At 63.1% G+C, this 15,802-nt stretch carries 15 protein-coding genes; 14 read left to right on the top strand and 1 reads right to left on the bottom strand.

Features of this window, described 5'->3' with window-relative positions:
- Nucleotides 1–37: 37 nt before the first annotated feature.
- From serC to cysM, 14 genes are all read left to right on the top strand, one after another.
- Complete coding sequence (serC, locus tag IAG25_RS16755; protein ID WP_187605855.1) at nucleotides 38–1,120, top strand: 3-phosphoserine/phosphohydroxythreonine transaminase; 1,083 nt, start codon at nucleotides 38–40, stop codon at nucleotides 1,118–1,120.
- A 40-nt stretch (nucleotides 1,121–1,160) separates the two neighbouring features.
- Entirely contained in the window at nucleotides 1,161–2,243 is a 1,083-nt protein-coding gene (gene pheA, locus IAG25_RS16750) for a prephenate dehydratase (protein WP_187605854.1), read from the top strand.
- Between the two features lie 77 nt (nucleotides 2,244–2,320).
- Nucleotides 2,321–3,247 (top strand): prephenate dehydrogenase, encoded by a 927-nt coding sequence (locus IAG25_RS41450; RefSeq protein ID WP_309243943.1) that lies wholly within the window; start codon nucleotides 2,321–2,323, stop codon nucleotides 3,245–3,247.
- Between the two features lie 21 nt (nucleotides 3,248–3,268).
- Nucleotides 3,269–4,573, top strand: a complete 1,305-nt coding sequence (gene aroA, locus IAG25_RS41445; RefSeq protein WP_255503757.1) for a 3-phosphoshikimate 1-carboxyvinyltransferase — start codon at nucleotides 3,269–3,271, stop codon at nucleotides 4,571–4,573.
- Nucleotides 4,574–4,648: 75 nt separating this feature from the next.
- Nucleotides 4,649–5,329, top strand: a complete 681-nt coding sequence (cmk, locus tag IAG25_RS16740; protein WP_187605853.1) for a (d)CMP kinase — start codon at nucleotides 4,649–4,651, stop codon at nucleotides 5,327–5,329.
- 118 nt (nucleotides 5,330–5,447) lie between these two features.
- Nucleotides 5,448–7,178, top strand: coding sequence for a 30S ribosomal protein S1 (gene rpsA, locus IAG25_RS16735; RefSeq protein WP_181291061.1), 1,731 nt, complete (start codon nucleotides 5,448–5,450; stop codon nucleotides 7,176–7,178).
- Nucleotides 7,179–7,201: 23 nt separating this feature from the next.
- Nucleotides 7,202–7,531 carry an integration host factor subunit beta gene (locus IAG25_RS16730; protein ID WP_008342376.1) on the top strand — a complete coding sequence of 110 codons (330 nt, stop codon included), beginning with the start codon at nucleotides 7,202–7,204 and terminating at the stop codon, nucleotides 7,529–7,531.
- A 293-nt stretch (nucleotides 7,532–7,824) separates the two neighbouring features.
- Nucleotides 7,825–8,118 (top strand): LapA family protein, encoded by a 294-nt coding sequence (locus tag IAG25_RS16725; RefSeq protein ID WP_035503208.1) that lies wholly within the window; start codon nucleotides 7,825–7,827, stop codon nucleotides 8,116–8,118.
- Between the two features lie 42 nt (nucleotides 8,119–8,160).
- Nucleotides 8,161–9,336, top strand: coding sequence for a lipopolysaccharide assembly protein LapB (gene lapB, locus IAG25_RS16720; protein WP_187605852.1), 1,176 nt, complete (start codon nucleotides 8,161–8,163; stop codon nucleotides 9,334–9,336).
- Nucleotides 9,337–9,418: 82 nt separating this feature from the next.
- Entirely contained in the window at nucleotides 9,419–10,822 is a 1,404-nt protein-coding gene (locus IAG25_RS16715) for a UDP-glucose dehydrogenase family protein (RefSeq protein WP_187605851.1), read from the top strand.
- A complete protein-coding gene (gene rfaE1 / locus IAG25_RS16710) occupies nucleotides 10,788–11,762 on the top strand; it encodes a D-glycero-beta-D-manno-heptose-7-phosphate kinase (protein ID WP_187605850.1) in 975 nt (324 codons plus the stop codon). The genes IAG25_RS16715 and rfaE1 overlap by 35 nt, the downstream gene beginning before the upstream one ends.
- Nucleotides 11,763–11,781: 19 nt before the next feature.
- Entirely contained in the window at nucleotides 11,782–12,774 is a 993-nt protein-coding gene (rfaD, locus tag IAG25_RS16705) for an ADP-glyceromanno-heptose 6-epimerase (RefSeq protein WP_187605849.1), read from the top strand.
- A 75-nt stretch (nucleotides 12,775–12,849) separates the two neighbouring features.
- On the top strand, nucleotides 12,850–13,239 hold the full coding sequence (locus IAG25_RS16700; RefSeq protein ID WP_187605848.1) for a ComEA family DNA-binding protein: 390 nt from the start codon (nucleotides 12,850–12,852) through the stop codon (nucleotides 13,237–13,239).
- Between the two features lie 273 nt (nucleotides 13,240–13,512).
- A complete protein-coding gene (gene cysM / locus IAG25_RS16695) occupies nucleotides 13,513–14,415 on the top strand; it encodes a cysteine synthase CysM (RefSeq protein WP_187605847.1) in 903 nt (300 codons plus the stop codon).
- A gap of 78 nt (nucleotides 14,416–14,493) precedes the next feature.
- On the opposite strand, the gene mltB is transcribed toward cysM, so the two are convergent.
- Nucleotides 14,494–15,666, bottom strand: coding sequence for a lytic murein transglycosylase B (gene mltB / locus IAG25_RS16690; RefSeq protein WP_187605846.1), 1,173 nt, complete (start codon nucleotides 15,664–15,666; stop codon nucleotides 14,494–14,496).
- Nucleotides 15,667–15,802 lie beyond the last annotated feature (136 nt).

Raw genomic sequence — 15,802 nt, 5'->3', positions numbered from 1 at the left:
CATCCGCGTCTGCAAATCGTATTTCCGGGATCTCCAGATGCGCGTGTTCAATTTCTCCGCCGGCCCCGCCGCCATGCCAGAAGAAGTTCTGAGGCAAGCCGCCGATGAAATGCTCGACTGGCAAGGCAGTGGCATGAGCGTGATGGAAATGAGCCACCGCGGTACGGAATTCATGTCGATCCACGAGGCCGCGCTCACCGATCTGCGCGATCTGCTGAAGGTGCCCGCGTCGCATCGGATCTTGTTTCTGCAGGGCGGCGGCATCGGCGAAAACGCGATCGTGCCGATGAACCTGCTCGGCAACAAGCAGACCGCCGACTTCGTCGTGACCGGTTCGTGGTCGACGAAATCGTTCAAGGAAGCGCAGAAATACGGCACGCCGCATCTTGCGGCCAACGGCAAGACCGAAGAAGGTTTCACGCGCGTTCCGGCCTTCAGCGAATGGAAGCTGTCGGACGATCCGGCCTATGTGCATCTGTGCTCGAACGAAACCATCGACGGCGTCGAAGCCTTCGAGATTCCCGATCTGGGCGACATTCCACTCGTCGCCGATGCGTCCTCGCACATCCTGTCGCGCCCGATGGACATCGCCAAGTACGGCGTGCTCTTCGGCGGCGCGCAGAAGAACATCGGCATGGCGGGCGTAACCGTCGTGATCGTGCGTGAAGACCTGCTCGACCGCGCGCTGCCCATCTGTCCGTCCGCGTTCGAGTGGAAGATCGTCGCGGAAAACAACTCGATGTACAACACGCCGCCGACCTACGCGATCTATATCGCGGGCCTCGTCTTCAGGTGGCTGAAGAAGCAGGGCGGCCTGGAAGCGATCGAGGCGCGCAACGTCGAAAAGGCGAAGCTGCTGTACGACACCATCGATTCCAGCGATTTCTACGTCAACAAGGTCGAGCGCCAGAACCGTTCGCGCATGAACGTGCCGTTCTTCCTTGCCGACGAATCGCGCAATACCGATTTCCTGGCCGGCGCGAAGGCGCGCGGGCTGTTGCAACTGAAGGGCCACAAGTCCGTCGGCGGCATGCGGGCATCGATCTACAACGCGGTGCCGATCGAGGGAGTCAACGCTCTCGTCGATTACATGAAGGAATTCGAGCGCACGAGCGCTTAACGGCGCGACGCTCACTCAACCGCACAAGCTCAAGCACCGCATGGACGACGATCTCAATTCAAGACTCAAACCGCTGCGTGAGCGCATCGACGTGCTCGACGCGCAGCTCATCGCGCTGTTGAATCAGCGGGCATCGGTCGCGCTGGAAGTCGGCGAAGTGAAGAAGCATTTCAATGCGCCCGTGTTTCGCCCGGAGCGCGAGATGCAGGTCATCGCGCGACTGCAGGAAATGAGCGACGGGCCGCTCGCCGATGAGCACATCGCGTCGATCTGGCGCGAGATCATGGCCGCGAGCCGCGCGCTCGAACAGACCATCAGCGCGGCGTTCCTGGGTCCCGTCGGCACGTACAGCGAACAGGCGATGTTCGAATACTTCGGGCATTCGATTCACGGCGTGCCGTGCCCGTCGATCGACGAAGTGTTTCGCGCCGTCGAAGCGGGCGCGGCGCAGTACGGCGTCGTGCCGGTCGAGAATTCGGCGGAAGGCGCGGTGTCGCGCACGCTGGATTTGCTGCTGCAGACGTCGCTTCTGATCGGCGGCGAGCTTGCGCTGCCAATCCATCACAACTTGATGACGGCGTCCGGCACGCTTGATGGCGTGAAGCGCGTGTGTGCGCATCCGCAGGCGCTTGCGCAGTGTCAGCGATGGTTGAGCGCGAACGCGCCGCAACTGGAGCGGCAGGCAGTGTCGAGCAATGCGGAAGCCGCGCGCATGGCGGTCGATGATCCGACGGTCGCGGCCATCGCAGGCGATCGCGCCGCGACGCATTACGGCCTTGGCGTCGTGTTCTCGATGATCCAGGACGATCCGCATAATCGCACGCGTTTCGTGATCATCGGCAAGCAGCCGACGGATTCGAGCGGCCACGATCAGACGTCGCTCATCGTCACGGTGGAGAACGAGTCCGGCGCGATGTACAAGCTGCTGGAGCCGCTCGCCAAGCATGGTGTCTCGATGACGCGCTTCGAATCACGCCCGGCGCGTTCCGGCGCGTGGGAGTACTACTTTTATATCGACATCGAAGGCCATCGCGACGATGCCGCCGTGGCCGGCGCGCTGGAGGAACTGGGGCGCAAGTCCGCGTTCCTGAAAATCCTCGGCTCGTATCCGCGGGCGCGCTGATTGGCTCATCGCCGCTGCGATGAATCGCGGCGGTTCGTTTCACCTTGCGTCGGACGACGCGCTCTTATCGATGTCTCGTGGCTGCGTTCTCTTTCAACAAACTGGTTATCTTCGGCGTCGGTCTGATCGGCGGTTCGCTTGCGCGCGCCTTGCGTGAACGCGCGGGGCTCGCGGGTCGTGTGGTCGGGGTGGGGCGTTCGGCTGCATCGGTCGAGCGCGCGCTCGAACTCGGCGTGATCGACGAAGCCGCCGCGCTCGGCGACGACAAAGCGCTCGCGAACGCGCTTCAAGGCGCGGATGTGGTGCTGCTCGCCGCGCCCGTCGCGCAGACCGAGCCGCTGCTCGCGCGTATCGCACCGTTTCTCGACGCGCGCACCATCGTCACCGATGCGGGCAGCACGAAGACGGATGTCGTCGCTTCGGCGCGGCGCGCGCTGGGCGAGCGCATCGCGCAGTTCGTGCCGGGGCATCCGATCGCCGGGCGCGAGTCGAGCGGCGTCGAGGCCGCGTTGCCCGATCTGTACGTCGATCGCAACGTCGTGCTATGCCCGTTGCCCGACAACGCAGCGGACGATGTCGAGCGCATCGCGTCGATGTGGCGCGCGACCGGCGCGTGCGTGCGCGAGATGAGCGAGGCGCAGCACGATCGCGTGTTTGCATCGGTGAGTCATCTGCCGCACGTGCTGTCGTTCGCGCTCGTCGATCAGATCCTCGATACGCCCGATGCCGACTTGAAATTTTCGTTCGCCGCGGGCGGCTTCCGCGATTTCACGCGCATCGCGGCTTCGAGCCCGGAAATGTGGCGCGATATCTGTCTCGCGAATCGCGCCGCGCTGCTCGCCGAACTCGACGACTACACGGCCGTGCTCGCGCGGTTTCGCGCGGCGATCGACGCATCGGATGGCGCGGCGCTAGAAGCGGCGTTCGCGCGTTCTCGCGTGGCGCGCAAAGAGTGGCAGGAACGCGGCGGCATCAAGCCGTCCAACGACATCGCCGCGAAATAAGCTGTGACCCAAGGAACCACTATGGAACATCTCGATCTCGGACCTTTCTCTCGCGCGTCCGGCACCGTGCGCCTGCCCGGCTCGAAGAGCATTTCGAACCGCGTGCTGCTGCTCGCGGCGCTCGCGAGCGGGGAAACGTCCATCACGAATCTGCTCGATTCCGACGACACGCGCGTCATGCTCGCCGCGCTCAAAACGCTCGGCGTCGCGGTGCGTGAGGATGGCGAGCGCGTGATCGTCGACGGGACGGGCGGCGCGTTTCCGTCGAAATCGGCGGAGCTGTTTCTCGGCAACGCGGGCACGGCGGTGCGGCCGCTGACGGCGGCGCTGGCGGTGAACGGCGGCGAATATCGCGTGCACGGCGTGCCGCGCATGCACGAGCGGCCGATCGGCGATCTCGTCGACGGGCTGCGTCAGATCGGCGCTGCGATCGATTACGAACTGAACGACGGCTTTCCGCCGCTGCGGATTCACGCCGCGAAGATCGCGATCGACAAGCCGGTCCGCGTGCGCGGCGACGTGTCGAGCCAGTTCCTGACCGCGCTCCTGATGACCCTGCCGGTCGTCGTCGATCGGAACGGTCCGGTTGCGATCGAGATCGAAGGCGAGCTCACCTCGAAGCCGTACATCGACATCACGATCCGCTTGATGGAGCGCTTTGGCGTGACCGTTGAGCGCGAGGGCTGGTCGCGTTTCACGATTCCGGCCGGCGCGGGCTACAAGTCGCCGGGCGCGATCATGGTCGAAGGCGACGCGTCGTCCGCGTCGTATTTCCTCGCGGCGGGCGCGATCGGCCACGGGCCGGTGCGCGTGGAAGGCGTCGGACGTTCGAGCATTCAGGGCGATGTCGGCTTCGCGGACGCGCTCAATCGCATGGGCGCGAACGTGATGATGGGCGAGGACTGGATCGAGGTGCGCGGCGTCGAGTCGGACGACGGCAAGCTCGCGCCCATCGACATGGACTTCAATCTGATCCCCGACGCCGCGATGACCATCGCCGTGGCCGCGCTGTTCGCGAGCGGCACGACGACCTTGCGCAATATCGCGAGCTGGCGCGTGAAGGAAACCGACCGCATCTCCGCGATGGCGACCGAGTTGCGCAAGGTCGGCGCGACCGTGGAAGAGGGCGCGGACTTTCTCGTCGTCACGCCGCCGGCGAAGCTCACGCCGAACGCCGCGATCGATACCTACGACGATCACCGCATGGCGATGTGCTTCTCGCTCGTCAGTCTCGGCGGCGTGTCGGTGCGCATCAACGATCCGAAATGCGTGAACAAGACTTTTCCGGACTATTTCGAGCGTTTTTCGACGCTCGTGAAAGCGTAATCGGAGCGCTGTACCGTGAAACGCGATGACTTCGAATTCAATGACCGCAATAACGGGCCAGACCGGCCAGACTCGATGAAACCGACCCGTCCTTTCGACCCTACTCCAGTGATCACCATCGACGGGCCGACGGCTTCGGGCAAGGGCACGGTCGCGGCGATCGTCGCGGCGACGCTCGGCTTCCACCTGCTCGACAGCGGCGCGCTCTACCGGCTCGCGGCGCTCGCGAGCATCCGCTACGAGGTGGCGAAGGACGATGCGCCCGGCCTTGCAAAGCTGATCGAAGCGCTCCATATCACCTTCCGCGAAGGCTGCGCGCAGCTCGACGGCGTCGACGTTTCGGGAGAGATCCGGCAGGAAGAGGTCGGCAACCGCGCGTCCGCGATCGCCGTTTATCCCGAAGTGCGTCAGGCGCTGGTCGCGCGTCAGCGGGCGTTTCGCAAGCGCCCCGGCCTCGTCGCCGACGGCCGCGACATGGGCACCGTCATCTTCCCGGACGCCACGCTGAAGGTATTTTTGACGGCGAGCGTCGAGGCACGGGCGGCGCGACGGCATAAGCAATTGATGCAAAAAGGTTTTTCTGCTAATATGGATGACTTGCTGCGTGATTTGCGCGCACGCGACGACCGGGACATGAACCGGAGCGCCGCGCCGCTCAAGCCCGCTGCGGACGCGAAGACGCTGGACACCTCCGGTTTGTCGATCGATCAAACGGTCGAACAGATCATCGGCTGGTACAGCGCAATTCGTGTGTAACGAGTTGGTGTAGTGAAGAGGCAAGGTGCTCCGTCGAAAGCGGAGCGTGTGTTAAACCCTTTAACCCCGTATGGCGTTGCGCTTCACCGGTTCAATCCTGAACCACCGCGCAAAGGCTGTGCAAATTCAGATTTTTATGTCCGACCTGCAAACCTCCACCCCGAATACCGAATCTTTCGCGGCTCTGTTCGAAGAGTCGCTGACCAAGCAGGACATGCGCGCCGGCGAAGTGATCTCCGCCGAAGTCGTGCGTGTCGACCACAACTTCGTGGTCGTCAACGCTGGTCTCAAGTCCGAAGCCTATATTCCGCTCGAAGAGTTCCTGAACGACGCGGGTGAAGTGGAAGTGCAGGCGGGCGACTTCGTTTCCGTCGCGATCGACGCGCTGGAAAACGGCTATGGCGACACCATCCTGTCGCGCGACAAGGCGAAGCGTCTGGCTTCGTGGCTGTCGCTGGAAAAGGCACTCGACAACAACGAACTCGTGACCGGCACGATCACGGGCAAGGTCAAGGGCGGCATGACCGTGATGGTCAACGGCATCCGCGCGTTTCTGCCGGGTTCGCTCGTCGACACGCGTCCCGTCAAGGACACGACGCCGTACGAAGGCAAGACGCTCGAATTCCGCGTCATCAAGCTCGACCGCAAGCGTAATAACGTGGTGCTGTCGCGCCGCGCGGTGATCGAAGCCACGCAAGGCGAAGAGCGCGCAAAGCTGCTCGAGACGCTGAAGGAAGGCGCGATCGTCGAAGGCGTGGTCAAGAACATCACCGACTACGGCGCGTTCGTGGACCTCGGCGGTATCGACGGCCTGCTGCACATCACGGACATCGCATGGCGTCGTGTGCGTCACCCGTCGGAAGTGCTGTCGGTTGGCCAGGAAGTCACCGCCAAGATCCTCAAGTTCGACCAAGAAAAGAACCGCGTTTCGCTCGGCATCAAGCAACTCGGCGACGATCCGTGGGAAGGCATCTCGCGCCGCTACCCGTCGGGCACGCGCCTGTTCGGCAAGGTCACGAACATCACCGACTACGGCGCATTCGTCGAAGTGGAATCGGGCATCGAAGGCCTCGTCCACGTGTCGGAAATGGACTGGACCAACAAGAACGTTGCGCCGTCGAAGGTTGTTCAGCTGGGCGACGAAGTCGAAGTCATGGTTCTCGAAATCGACGAAGACCGCCGCCGTATCTCGCTCGGCATGAAGCAGTGCAAGCCGAATCCGTGGGATGACTTCAGCCGCAACTTCAAGAAGGGCGACAAGATCAGCGGCGCCATCAAGTCGATCACCGACTTCGGCGTGTTCATCGGTCTGCCTGGCGGCATCGACGGTCTGGTTCACCTGTCGGACCTGTCGTGGTCGGAAACCGGCGAAGAAGCCGTCCGCAAGTACAAGAAGGGCGACGAAGTCGAAGCCGTGGTTCTGGGCATCGACGTCGAGAAGGAACGCATTTCGCTCGGCATCAAGCAGCTCGAAGGCGATCCGTTCAGCAACTTTGTCGCGATCAACGACAAGGGCGCAATCGTCGACGGCGTCGTGAAGTCGGTCGATCCGAAGGGTGCTGTCGTTACGCTGTCCGGCGAAGTCGAAGGCTACCTGCGTGCTTCGGAAATCGCGCAAGACCGCGTGGAAGATGCGCGCAACGTGCTGAAGGAAGGCGACAAGGTCAACGCGATGATCATCAACATCGATCGCAAGTCGCGTGGCATCAACCTGTCGATCAAGGCGAAGGATTCGGCCGAACAGCAGGAAGCCATGCGCAGCCTGCAGGGCGACTCGAACGCCGCCGCGACCGGCACGACCAACCTCGGCGCGCTGCTCAAGGCCAAGCTCGACGGCCAGAACAGCTAAGCCCTTAACGGCACAGCTGCAGAATGACCAAATCGGAATTGGTCGCCCAGTTGGCGTCGCGATTTCCGCAACTTGTCCTCAAGGATGCGGATTTCGCGGTGAAGACGATGCTCGATGCGATGTCGGAGGCTTTGGCCAACGGTCACCGCATCGAGATCCGCGGCTTCGGCAGCTTTGGGCTCAACCGTCGTCCGTCTCGCGTCGGGCGCAATCCCAAGTCGGGTGAGAAGGTGCTGGTACCGGAGAAATTCGTGCCGCACTTCAAGCCGGGCAAAGAATTGCGCGAACGCGTCGACGGCCGTGCGGGCGAGCCTCTGAAGGCGTCGAATGACGACGATGCGGACGATCTCTGATCGGCGCATCCTGACTGATGATCCTTCTGGATTTTCGGTTCGCGGCGTCCGGCCACGAGGCAATCGACCAGGAAAGCACCCTTCGGGGTGCTTTTTTTATGCGCGGCGTTTATTCACCGACGATGTGACGCGACGGGTTCATTGTTTGCTAAAAAATCGAGCGGCGAACCGGCGACCGCCAGCGCTCGGACGCATCAATTACAATACCGGTCACTTTGACCTGGGTGTTCAACCGCGCAGGCCCGGCCGAAAAGGGCGGGTCGACTGGTGCAACCGCTCTTGCGAGACCCTACATGAAATTCATCGTCTGGCTGATCCGCGTTCTGGTATTCGTGTTGTTGCTGGTGCTGGCGCTCGCCAATACTCAGTCCGCGACGTTGAACTTCCTCGCGGGCTACGCCTGGACAGCGCCGCTGATTCTGATCGGCCTCGCGTTTTTCGTCGTCGGATTGCTGGCGGGACTCGTATCCGCGGTGCCGGCGATGGTGCGTCTGCGCATGGAAAACGGCCGCCTCAGGCGCGAACTGCGCGTCGCGCGCGAGACACCGGTTGTCAAGGAAGAACCGCCGATGCCGCCGCTCATCTGACGCGCCGCGAAAGCAGACACCTAACATTCAACGACTAATCGCATGGATCTAGACTTCTGGTGGCTGCTCGTCATTCCCGTCGCGTTCGCGCTGGGGTGGATGGCGTCCCGCTATGACCTGAAAACGCTGCTGTCCGAGAATGCGAACCTGCCGCGATCGTATTTTCGCGGCCTCAATTTTCTTCTCAACGAACAACACGACAAGGCGATCGACGCATTCATCGAGGTCGCCAAGCTCGATCCAGAAACGATCGAACTGCACTTCGCGCTCGGCAATCTGTTCCGCCGCCGTGGCGAAACCGATCGCGCGATCCGCGTGCACCAGAATCTCCTGAGCCGCGCGGATTTGCCGGCCGCCGAACGCGATCACGCGTTATATGAACTCGGTCAGGACTTTCTGAAGGCGGGCTTGCTGGATCGTGCGGAGGAAACGTTCAAGTCGCTGAACTCGGGCGAGTATTCGCTCGGCGCGCAGCGCGCGCTCCTGACCATCTACGAGATCGAAAAAGACTGGCCGAAGTCGATCACGACGGCCGAGCAGATCGAGAAGATGGGCGCGCCGTCGCTGCATATGGAGATCGCGCATTTTCACTGCGAGCTCGCGCAGGAAGCCTTGCAGCGCAAGAATCCCGATGGCGCGCGCGCCGAACTGAAGCTCGCGCTGGCGTCGAACCCGGACAACGTGCGCGCGACGATCCTCGCGGGCGATGTCGAAGCCGCCGCGGGCAACGTCGAAGCTGCGATCGCGAACTGGAAGCGTGTCGAGGAACAGAACGAAGCGTATCTGCCGCTTGTCGCCGAGAAGCTGATGAAGGCGTACAGCGCGCTCGGGCACAGGGACGAGGGCGTCGACCTGCTGATCGATTACACGACCCGTTATCCGTCGAACGATTTGCTCGATGTCGCGTACAAGCACGTGCAGGAATTGCGCGGCCTGGAAGCGGCGCACGCGCTCGCGCGCAAGCAGATGCAGAGCGCGCCGAATCTCGCGGGCATGACGCGCCTGCTCGAAGCGCAGGAAGCGACAGCCGACGAGCCGCGCCGCGGCGAGCTCGAGCTGATGCGTAATCTGGTGAAACAGCGCACTAAGAATCTGCCGCGCTATACGTGTCAAACTTGCGGCTTCCGTGCGCGACTATTCTATTGGCAATGTCCCGGCTGCAGCGGCTGGGAGACGTACGCACCGCGCCGCGTCGAGCCGATCACGAACTCGGCCTGAACCCGCGCGGCAAGCACGACATCATGCGGCGCGTGCGCGCGCCGCTTCCGCCACCGGCATTTCAGAAACCACCGGAAAGCGTATGAAAGTAACCATCGTCGGCACGGGTTACGTCGGTCTTGTGACCGGCGCGTGCCTTGCCGAAATCGGCAATGACGTGTTTTGCGTGGACGTCGATCCGCGCAAGATCGAAATTCTCAACAATGGCGGCGTGCCGATCCACGAGCCGGGCCTTCAGGAAATGCTGAGGCGCACGCGCGCGGCCGGCCGCATCCAGTTTTCCACCGACGTGAAAGCGAGCGTGGAGCACGGCGATATCCAGTTCATCGCCGTGGGCACGCCGCCCGACGAAGACGGCTCGGCCGACTTGCAGTACGTGCTCGCGGCGGCGCGCAACATCGGCAAATATTCGAACGGCTTCAAGGTGATCGTCGATAAATCGACGGTGCCGGTCGGCACGGCGCTGCAGGTGCAGAAGGTCATCGACGAAGAGCTGAAGACGCGCGGGCTCGAAGGCTCGGACAAACATCGCTTCTCGGTCGTGTCGAATCCGGAGTTCCTGAAGGAAGGCGCGGCGGTCGATGACTTCATGCGCCCCGATCGCATCGTGATCGGCATCGACGACGACGACGCGGGCAATCGCGCGCGCGAGAAGATGAAGCGCCTCTACGCGCCGTTCAACCGCAATCACGAGCGCACGCTGTACATGGACGTGCGCTCGGCAGAGTTCACGAAATACGCCGCCAACGCGATGCTCGCGACGCGCATCTCGTTCATGAACGATCTGTCGAATCTCGCGGACACCGTCGGCGCCGATATCGAATCGGTGCGGCGCGGCATCGGCTCGGATCCGCGCATCGGCTATCACTTCCTGTACGCGGGCTGCGGCTACGGCGGCTCGTGCTTTCCGAAGGACGTGCAGGCGCTCGCGCAGACGGCGCGGGAGAACGGCCACACGCTGCGCATTCTCGAAGCGGTGGAAGCGGTCAATAACGACCAGAAGGAAGTGCTCGTCAACAAGATCGTGAAGCGCATGGGCGAAGACCTGCGCGGGCGCACGTTCGCCATTTGGGGCCTCGCCTTCAAGCCCAATACCGACGACATGCGCGAAGCGTCGAGCCGGCGCATCATCGAGGCGCTTCTGCGGCGCGGCGCCACCGTGCGCGGCTACGATCCCGTTGCGCGCGATGAGGCAGAGCGCGTGTTCGCGCTCGATCTCGCGGATCGCCCGGAAGACCTGAAGCGCCTGCACTTCATGAAGACCCAACAGGATGCGCTGACGGGAGCGGACGGGCTCGTCATCGTGACCGAATGGAAGGAATTCAAGAGCCCGGATTTCTGGCATCTGAAGAGCGCATTGAAGACGCCGGTGATCTTCGACGGCCGCAATCTGTATGAACCGGAAGCGATGGCCGAAATGGGCATCGACTACTTTGCAATAGGACGTCCCCATGTCGAACTCGGCCGCAACGGCAGCAGCAACTAAAGCCGATATTCCCGTCGTGCCGCGTGCGCGCATTTCGGCGGCGCGTGTGCTGGTGGTCGGCGACGTGATGCTCGACCGTTACTGGTTCGGCGACGTCAACCGCATCTCGCCCGAAGCGCCCGTTCCGGTCGTGCACGTGCAGAAGAAGGAAGACCGTCTCGGCGGCGCGGCGAACGTCGCGCGAAACGCGGCGGCGCTCGGCGCGCAGACGGGGCTGCTTTGCGCGGTCGGGCACGACGAGCCGGGCGAGCGCGTCGTCGAACTGCTCGGCGAGAGCAAGGTCGCGGGGCACCTCGAACGCGACCCCGAACTGCTCACGACGATCAAGCTGCGCGTGCTGTCGCGCCAGCAGCAACTGCTGCGCGTCGATTTCGAGAACACGCCGAATCACGAAGTGCTGCGCGCGTGCCTCGCGCGTTTCGCGGAACTGCTGCCTCTGCACGACGTGATCCTCATGTCGGACTACGCGAAGGGCGGCCTGACGCACGTCACGCAGATGATCGCGGACGCGAAGCGCGCCGGCAAGCCGGTGCTCGTCGATCCGAAGGGCGACGACTGGGACCGTTATCGCGGGGCCACGCTCATCACGCCGAATCGCGCGGAACTGCGCGAGGTGATCGGCCAATGGAAGTCCGAAGAGGATCTGCTGGAGCGCGTGACGAAGCTGCGCGCCGAACTCGAACTCTCGGCGCTGCTGCTCACGCGTTCCGAGGAAGGCATGACGCTCTTCACCGAGAACCAGGTGCTGCACACATCGGCCGAAGCACGCGAAGTGTATGATGTCTCGGGTGCGGGCGACACCGTCATCGCAACGGTCGCGACCATGCTGGGCGCGGGTGTGCCGCTCGTCGACTCGATCGTCTATGCGAACCGCGCGGCGGGTATTGTCGTGGGCAAGCTCGGCACGGCGACCGTCGACTACAACGAACTCTTCGCCTGACCTTATCTGATACTTCGCCATGACCATCATCGTTACCGGTGCTGCCGGGTTCATCGGCAGCAATTTCGTCAAGGCGCTCAACGAACGTGGCGAGAACCGCGTGATCGCGGTCGACAATCTCACGCGCGCCGACAAGTTCAAGAATCTGGTCGATTGCGAGATCGACGATTACCTCGATAAAACCGAGTTCGTCGAGCGCTTCAGGCGCGGCGATTTCGGGAAGGTGCGCGCGGTGTTCCATGAAGGCGCCTGTTCGGACACGATGGAAACCGACGGCCGCTACATGATGGACAACAACTTCCGCTACAGCCGCGACGTCATGGACGCGTGCCTCGCGCAGGGCGCGCAGTTCCTGTACGCGTCGTCGGCGGCGACTTACGGCGGGTCGAGCCGCTTCGTCGAGGAGCGCGAAGTCGAGAAGCCGCTCAATGTCTACGGCTATTCGAAATTCCTCTTCGATCAGATCGTGCGTCAGGTATTGCCGAAGGCGCAGAGTCAGATCGTCGGCTTTCGCTACTTCAACGTGTACGGCCAGCGCGAGACGCACAAGGGCCGCATGGCCTCGGTTGCGTTCCACAACTTCAACCAGTTCCGCTCGGAAGGCAAGGTCAAGCTTTTCGGCGAATACAACGGCTACGCGGCCGGCGAACAGACGCGCGATTTCATCTCGGTCGAAGATGTCGTGAAGGTGAACCTCTTCTTCTTCGATCATCCGGAGAAGTCGGGCATCTTCAATCTCGGCACGGGACGCGCCCAACCGTTCAACGATATCGCGTCGACGGTCGTGAACTCGTTGCGCGCGCTCAACGGCGAAGCTTCGCTGTCGCTCGCGGAGCTGGTGCAGCGCGGGCTCATCGAGTACATTCCGTTCCCCGACGCACTGCGCGGCAAATATCAATGCTTCACTCAGGCGGACCAGTCGCGCCTGCGCGCGGCGGGTTACGACGCGCCGTTTCTGACCGTTCAGGAAGGCGTCGATCGTTACGTGCGTTGGCTATTCGGCCAGCTATAAACGCGTTTCGCGTCTCTCTACACTGGGTCTCACGGTCGGCGCTGGTGCCGGCCGGTTCTTCTCGGAGACTCAGTCATGTTCAAGCAAGCACTCTCGTCGATCGCCGCGTTCGCGCTCATCTTTTCCATCGGTAGCGCGTGGGCGGCCGTCGACGTCAATACCGCCAACTCTGACGCGCTGCGCGGCATCAAGGGCATCGGTCCGGCGAAGGCGAAAGCCATTCTCGATGAACGTCAGGCGCACGGCCCGTTCAAGGACGCCACCGATCTCGGCACGCGCGTGAAAGGTATGGGCGGCAAGACGGTTCAACGTCTCGAAGCGGAGGGCTTGACGGTGGGCGCCGCGTCGAAGACGGCAGCGGCCGCAACGCCGGGTAATGCCGCACCGCCCGGCGCCGCAAACTCGGCGGTCGCGACGCAGGTTTCGGCGTCCACGTCATCCAAACCGGTTGTCGTGAAGAAATAGCGGACGGCTCGAAGGCGCGTCACCGGTCTCCTTCAGCCTTCCGATGTTTTGGGCTCCCCGCGGACGGCCTCCCCGCGGGGTTTTTTGCATATGCGCACGGCGCGTAGGCGCGGCCGGGGTTCTGTCATCCGGCTTACGGCTTCGCGCGGCAATCCATCCGCGCATCAGGGGCGCGCCGGCATCGGCGGGACCACTGGGCTACAATCGACGCATCCCCTACACCAAATTCCCCGCTGCAGACGCGTCGTGCGTGGGGATCGACCGCTTTCGCATATGGCTTACATGACTATCGAAGACACGATCGGCAACACGCCGCTCGTGCAACTCGTCCGCGTCGTGGACGATGAAATCCGCAGCCGTAACAACATCGTGCTCGGCAAGCTCGAAGGCAACAATCCGGCGGGCTCGGTGAAGGATCGTCCGGCGCTGTCGATGATTAGGAAAGCTGAAGAGCGCGGCCGCATCAAGCCGGGCGACACGCTGATCGAAGCGACGAGCGGCAACACCGGCATCGCGCTCGCGATGGCCGCCGCGATGCGCGGCTACAAGATGGTGCTGCTGATGCCCGAAGATCTGTCGGTCGAGCGCCGTCAGAGCATGGCCGCGTATGGCGCGGAAATCGTGCTCACGCCGGTGACGGGCGGCATGGAATACGCGCGCGATCTCGCCGATCAGATGCAGCGCGATGGCAAGGGCATCATCCTCGATCAGTTCGCGAATCCCGACAACCCGCTCGCGCACTACGAAGGCACAGGGCCCGAGCTGTGGCGTCAGACCGAAGGCCGCCTCACGCACTTCGTCTCGTCGATGGGCACGACCGGCACGATCATGGGCGTGTCGAAGTATCTGAAGGAACAGAACCAGAAGATCGAGATCATCGGTGCGCAGCCGGAAGAGGGCTCGCGCATTCCGGGCATCCGCAAGTGGCCGGAAGCGTATCTGCCGAAGATCTTCGATCGCAGCCGTGTCGATCGCGTGGAGAACGTGAGCCAGGCGGCGTCCGAAACGATGGCGCGACGCCTCGCATCGGTGGAAGGGATCTTCGCGGGCATTTCGTCCGGCGGCGCGTGCGAGGTCGCGCTGCGCATCGCGCGTCAGGTGGAGAACGCAACCATCGTGTTCATCATCTGCGATCGTGGCGATCGTTATCTGTCGACGGGCGTATTTCCGGCTTGATGCCGCGCGTTTCGCCAGTTCGATGAAAAAAACCCCGGCGTGTGCCGGGGTTTTGTTTTTTTCAGCGCGGGGACGACATCACTGCGGGTTCGTGCCCGTATCGCCCGCCATCATGCGCGCCTTCACTGCTTCGCCCAGTTGATACACGGCGAGCGCATAGAAGAAGCTGCGGTTGTAGCGCGTGAGCACGTAGAAGTTCTTCAGCCCCAACGTGTATTCGGTCGCGCGGCCGGGCGTGGGCAGATCGACCACGGTGAGCGGCGTCGGCGCTTCGGCCGCGATGTTCAGTCCCGGCTCGTTGAGCAGCATGCCGGCCTTCGTCAGTTGCGCGAGCGACCACTTCGGTTCCGGCGCGCCATCGGCGGCGGCTTGCGCGATGCCCTGACTGCCGACATCCCCCGCGATACGCCACACGACCGGCCGACCCGGCTCCCAGCCGTTCTGCTTCAGATAATTCGCCACGCTGCCGATGGCATCCGCCGGGCTCGTGCGCAGATCGATGCGGCTGTTGCCGTCGTAATCGACCGCGTATTGCACGATGCTGCTCGGCAGGAACTGCGGAATGCCGATCGCGCCGGTGTACGAACCGAGCACGGTCGTCGGATCGATCTGCGAGTCGCGCGTCCACACGAGCAGGTCTTCCAGATTCTTGCGGAAGGTCGCCATGCGCTCGACGCGGTTCGGCGTGTTCGGATAATCGAAGGTGAGCGTGGTCAGCGCGTCGAGCGCGCGGAAGTTGCCCATGTACTTGCCGTAGATCGTCTCCACGCCGATGATCCCGACGATCACTTCGGGCGGCACGCCGAATTGCTCCGCGGCGCGTTGCAACGTGGCCTGATTCGCGCGCCAGAACTTCACGCCGGCATTGATGCGTACCGGCTCGATGAAACGCGCCTGATACGCGCGCCAGTTCTTGGTTTGCGGCGTGGGGGACGGCAGGACCAGCTTCGCCGCCGTCGCCGAATAACTCACGCGGGCGAACAGGTCGTGCAGCGCCGACGAATCGAAGTCGTAGCGCGCGACCATGTCGTTGATGAACGCTTCGACATTCGGATTGTTCGCGTAGCGCTGCGGCACGATCTCTTCTTCGAACATCTGCCCTTGCGGCGTCGCGGCCTGCGGTTGCTGCGACTGCGCAAAGGCACTGTTGCCGGAAAGAAAGCCGAGCGCGCAGACGAGGGAACCAACGAGTGCGCGCTTTGCCGGCTTGAACGGAGCCGTGAAGTCGAACGGAGCAAACTGGAAAGTCATAGTGTGCGTGGTTGAGGGCGGTAGGGACGATGCCAGATGCACGAGCGGCCAAAACGCCTAACGGAACGCAACGGCCTGCAAGCTGCCGCGCGCAACCGCTCGGCCGGCAAGGCGTCGGGGCAGTATAACCGACGCA

Source organism: Caballeronia sp. EK, assembly GCF_014384845.1.
Classification (GTDB): domain Bacteria; phylum Pseudomonadota; class Gammaproteobacteria; order Burkholderiales; family Burkholderiaceae; genus Caballeronia; species Caballeronia jiangsuensis.
This window is presented reverse-complemented; position numbering and strand designations above follow the sequence as displayed.

Coding starts and splice junctions, on each gene's coding strand:
- serC (WP_187605855.1), top strand. CDS start 38: ATGCGCGTGTTCAATTTCTCCGCCGGCCCCGCCGCCATGCCAGAAGAA.
- pheA (WP_187605854.1), top strand. CDS start 1,161: ATGGACGACGATCTCAATTCAAGACTCAAACCGCTGCGTGAGCGCATC.
- aroA (WP_255503757.1), top strand. CDS start 3,269: ATGGAACATCTCGATCTCGGACCTTTCTCTCGCGCGTCCGGCACCGTG.
- cmk (WP_187605853.1), top strand. CDS start 4,649: ATGAAACCGACCCGTCCTTTCGACCCTACTCCAGTGATCACCATCGAC.
- IAG25_RS16730 (WP_008342376.1), top strand. CDS start 7,202: ATGACCAAATCGGAATTGGTCGCCCAGTTGGCGTCGCGATTTCCGCAA.
- IAG25_RS16725 (WP_035503208.1), top strand. CDS start 7,825: ATGAAATTCATCGTCTGGCTGATCCGCGTTCTGGTATTCGTGTTGTTG.
- lapB (WP_187605852.1), top strand. CDS start 8,161: ATGGATCTAGACTTCTGGTGGCTGCTCGTCATTCCCGTCGCGTTCGCG.
- IAG25_RS16715 (WP_187605851.1), top strand. CDS start 9,419: ATGAAAGTAACCATCGTCGGCACGGGTTACGTCGGTCTTGTGACCGGC.
- rfaE1 (WP_187605850.1), top strand. CDS start 10,788: ATGTCGAACTCGGCCGCAACGGCAGCAGCAACTAAAGCCGATATTCCC.
- rfaD (WP_187605849.1), top strand. CDS start 11,782: ATGACCATCATCGTTACCGGTGCTGCCGGGTTCATCGGCAGCAATTTC.
- IAG25_RS16700 (WP_187605848.1), top strand. CDS start 12,850: ATGTTCAAGCAAGCACTCTCGTCGATCGCCGCGTTCGCGCTCATCTTT.
- cysM (WP_187605847.1), top strand. CDS start 13,513: ATGGCTTACATGACTATCGAAGACACGATCGGCAACACGCCGCTCGTG.
- mltB (WP_187605846.1), bottom strand. CDS start 15,666: ATGACTTTCCAGTTTGCTCCGTTCGACTTCACGGCTCCGTTCAAGCCG.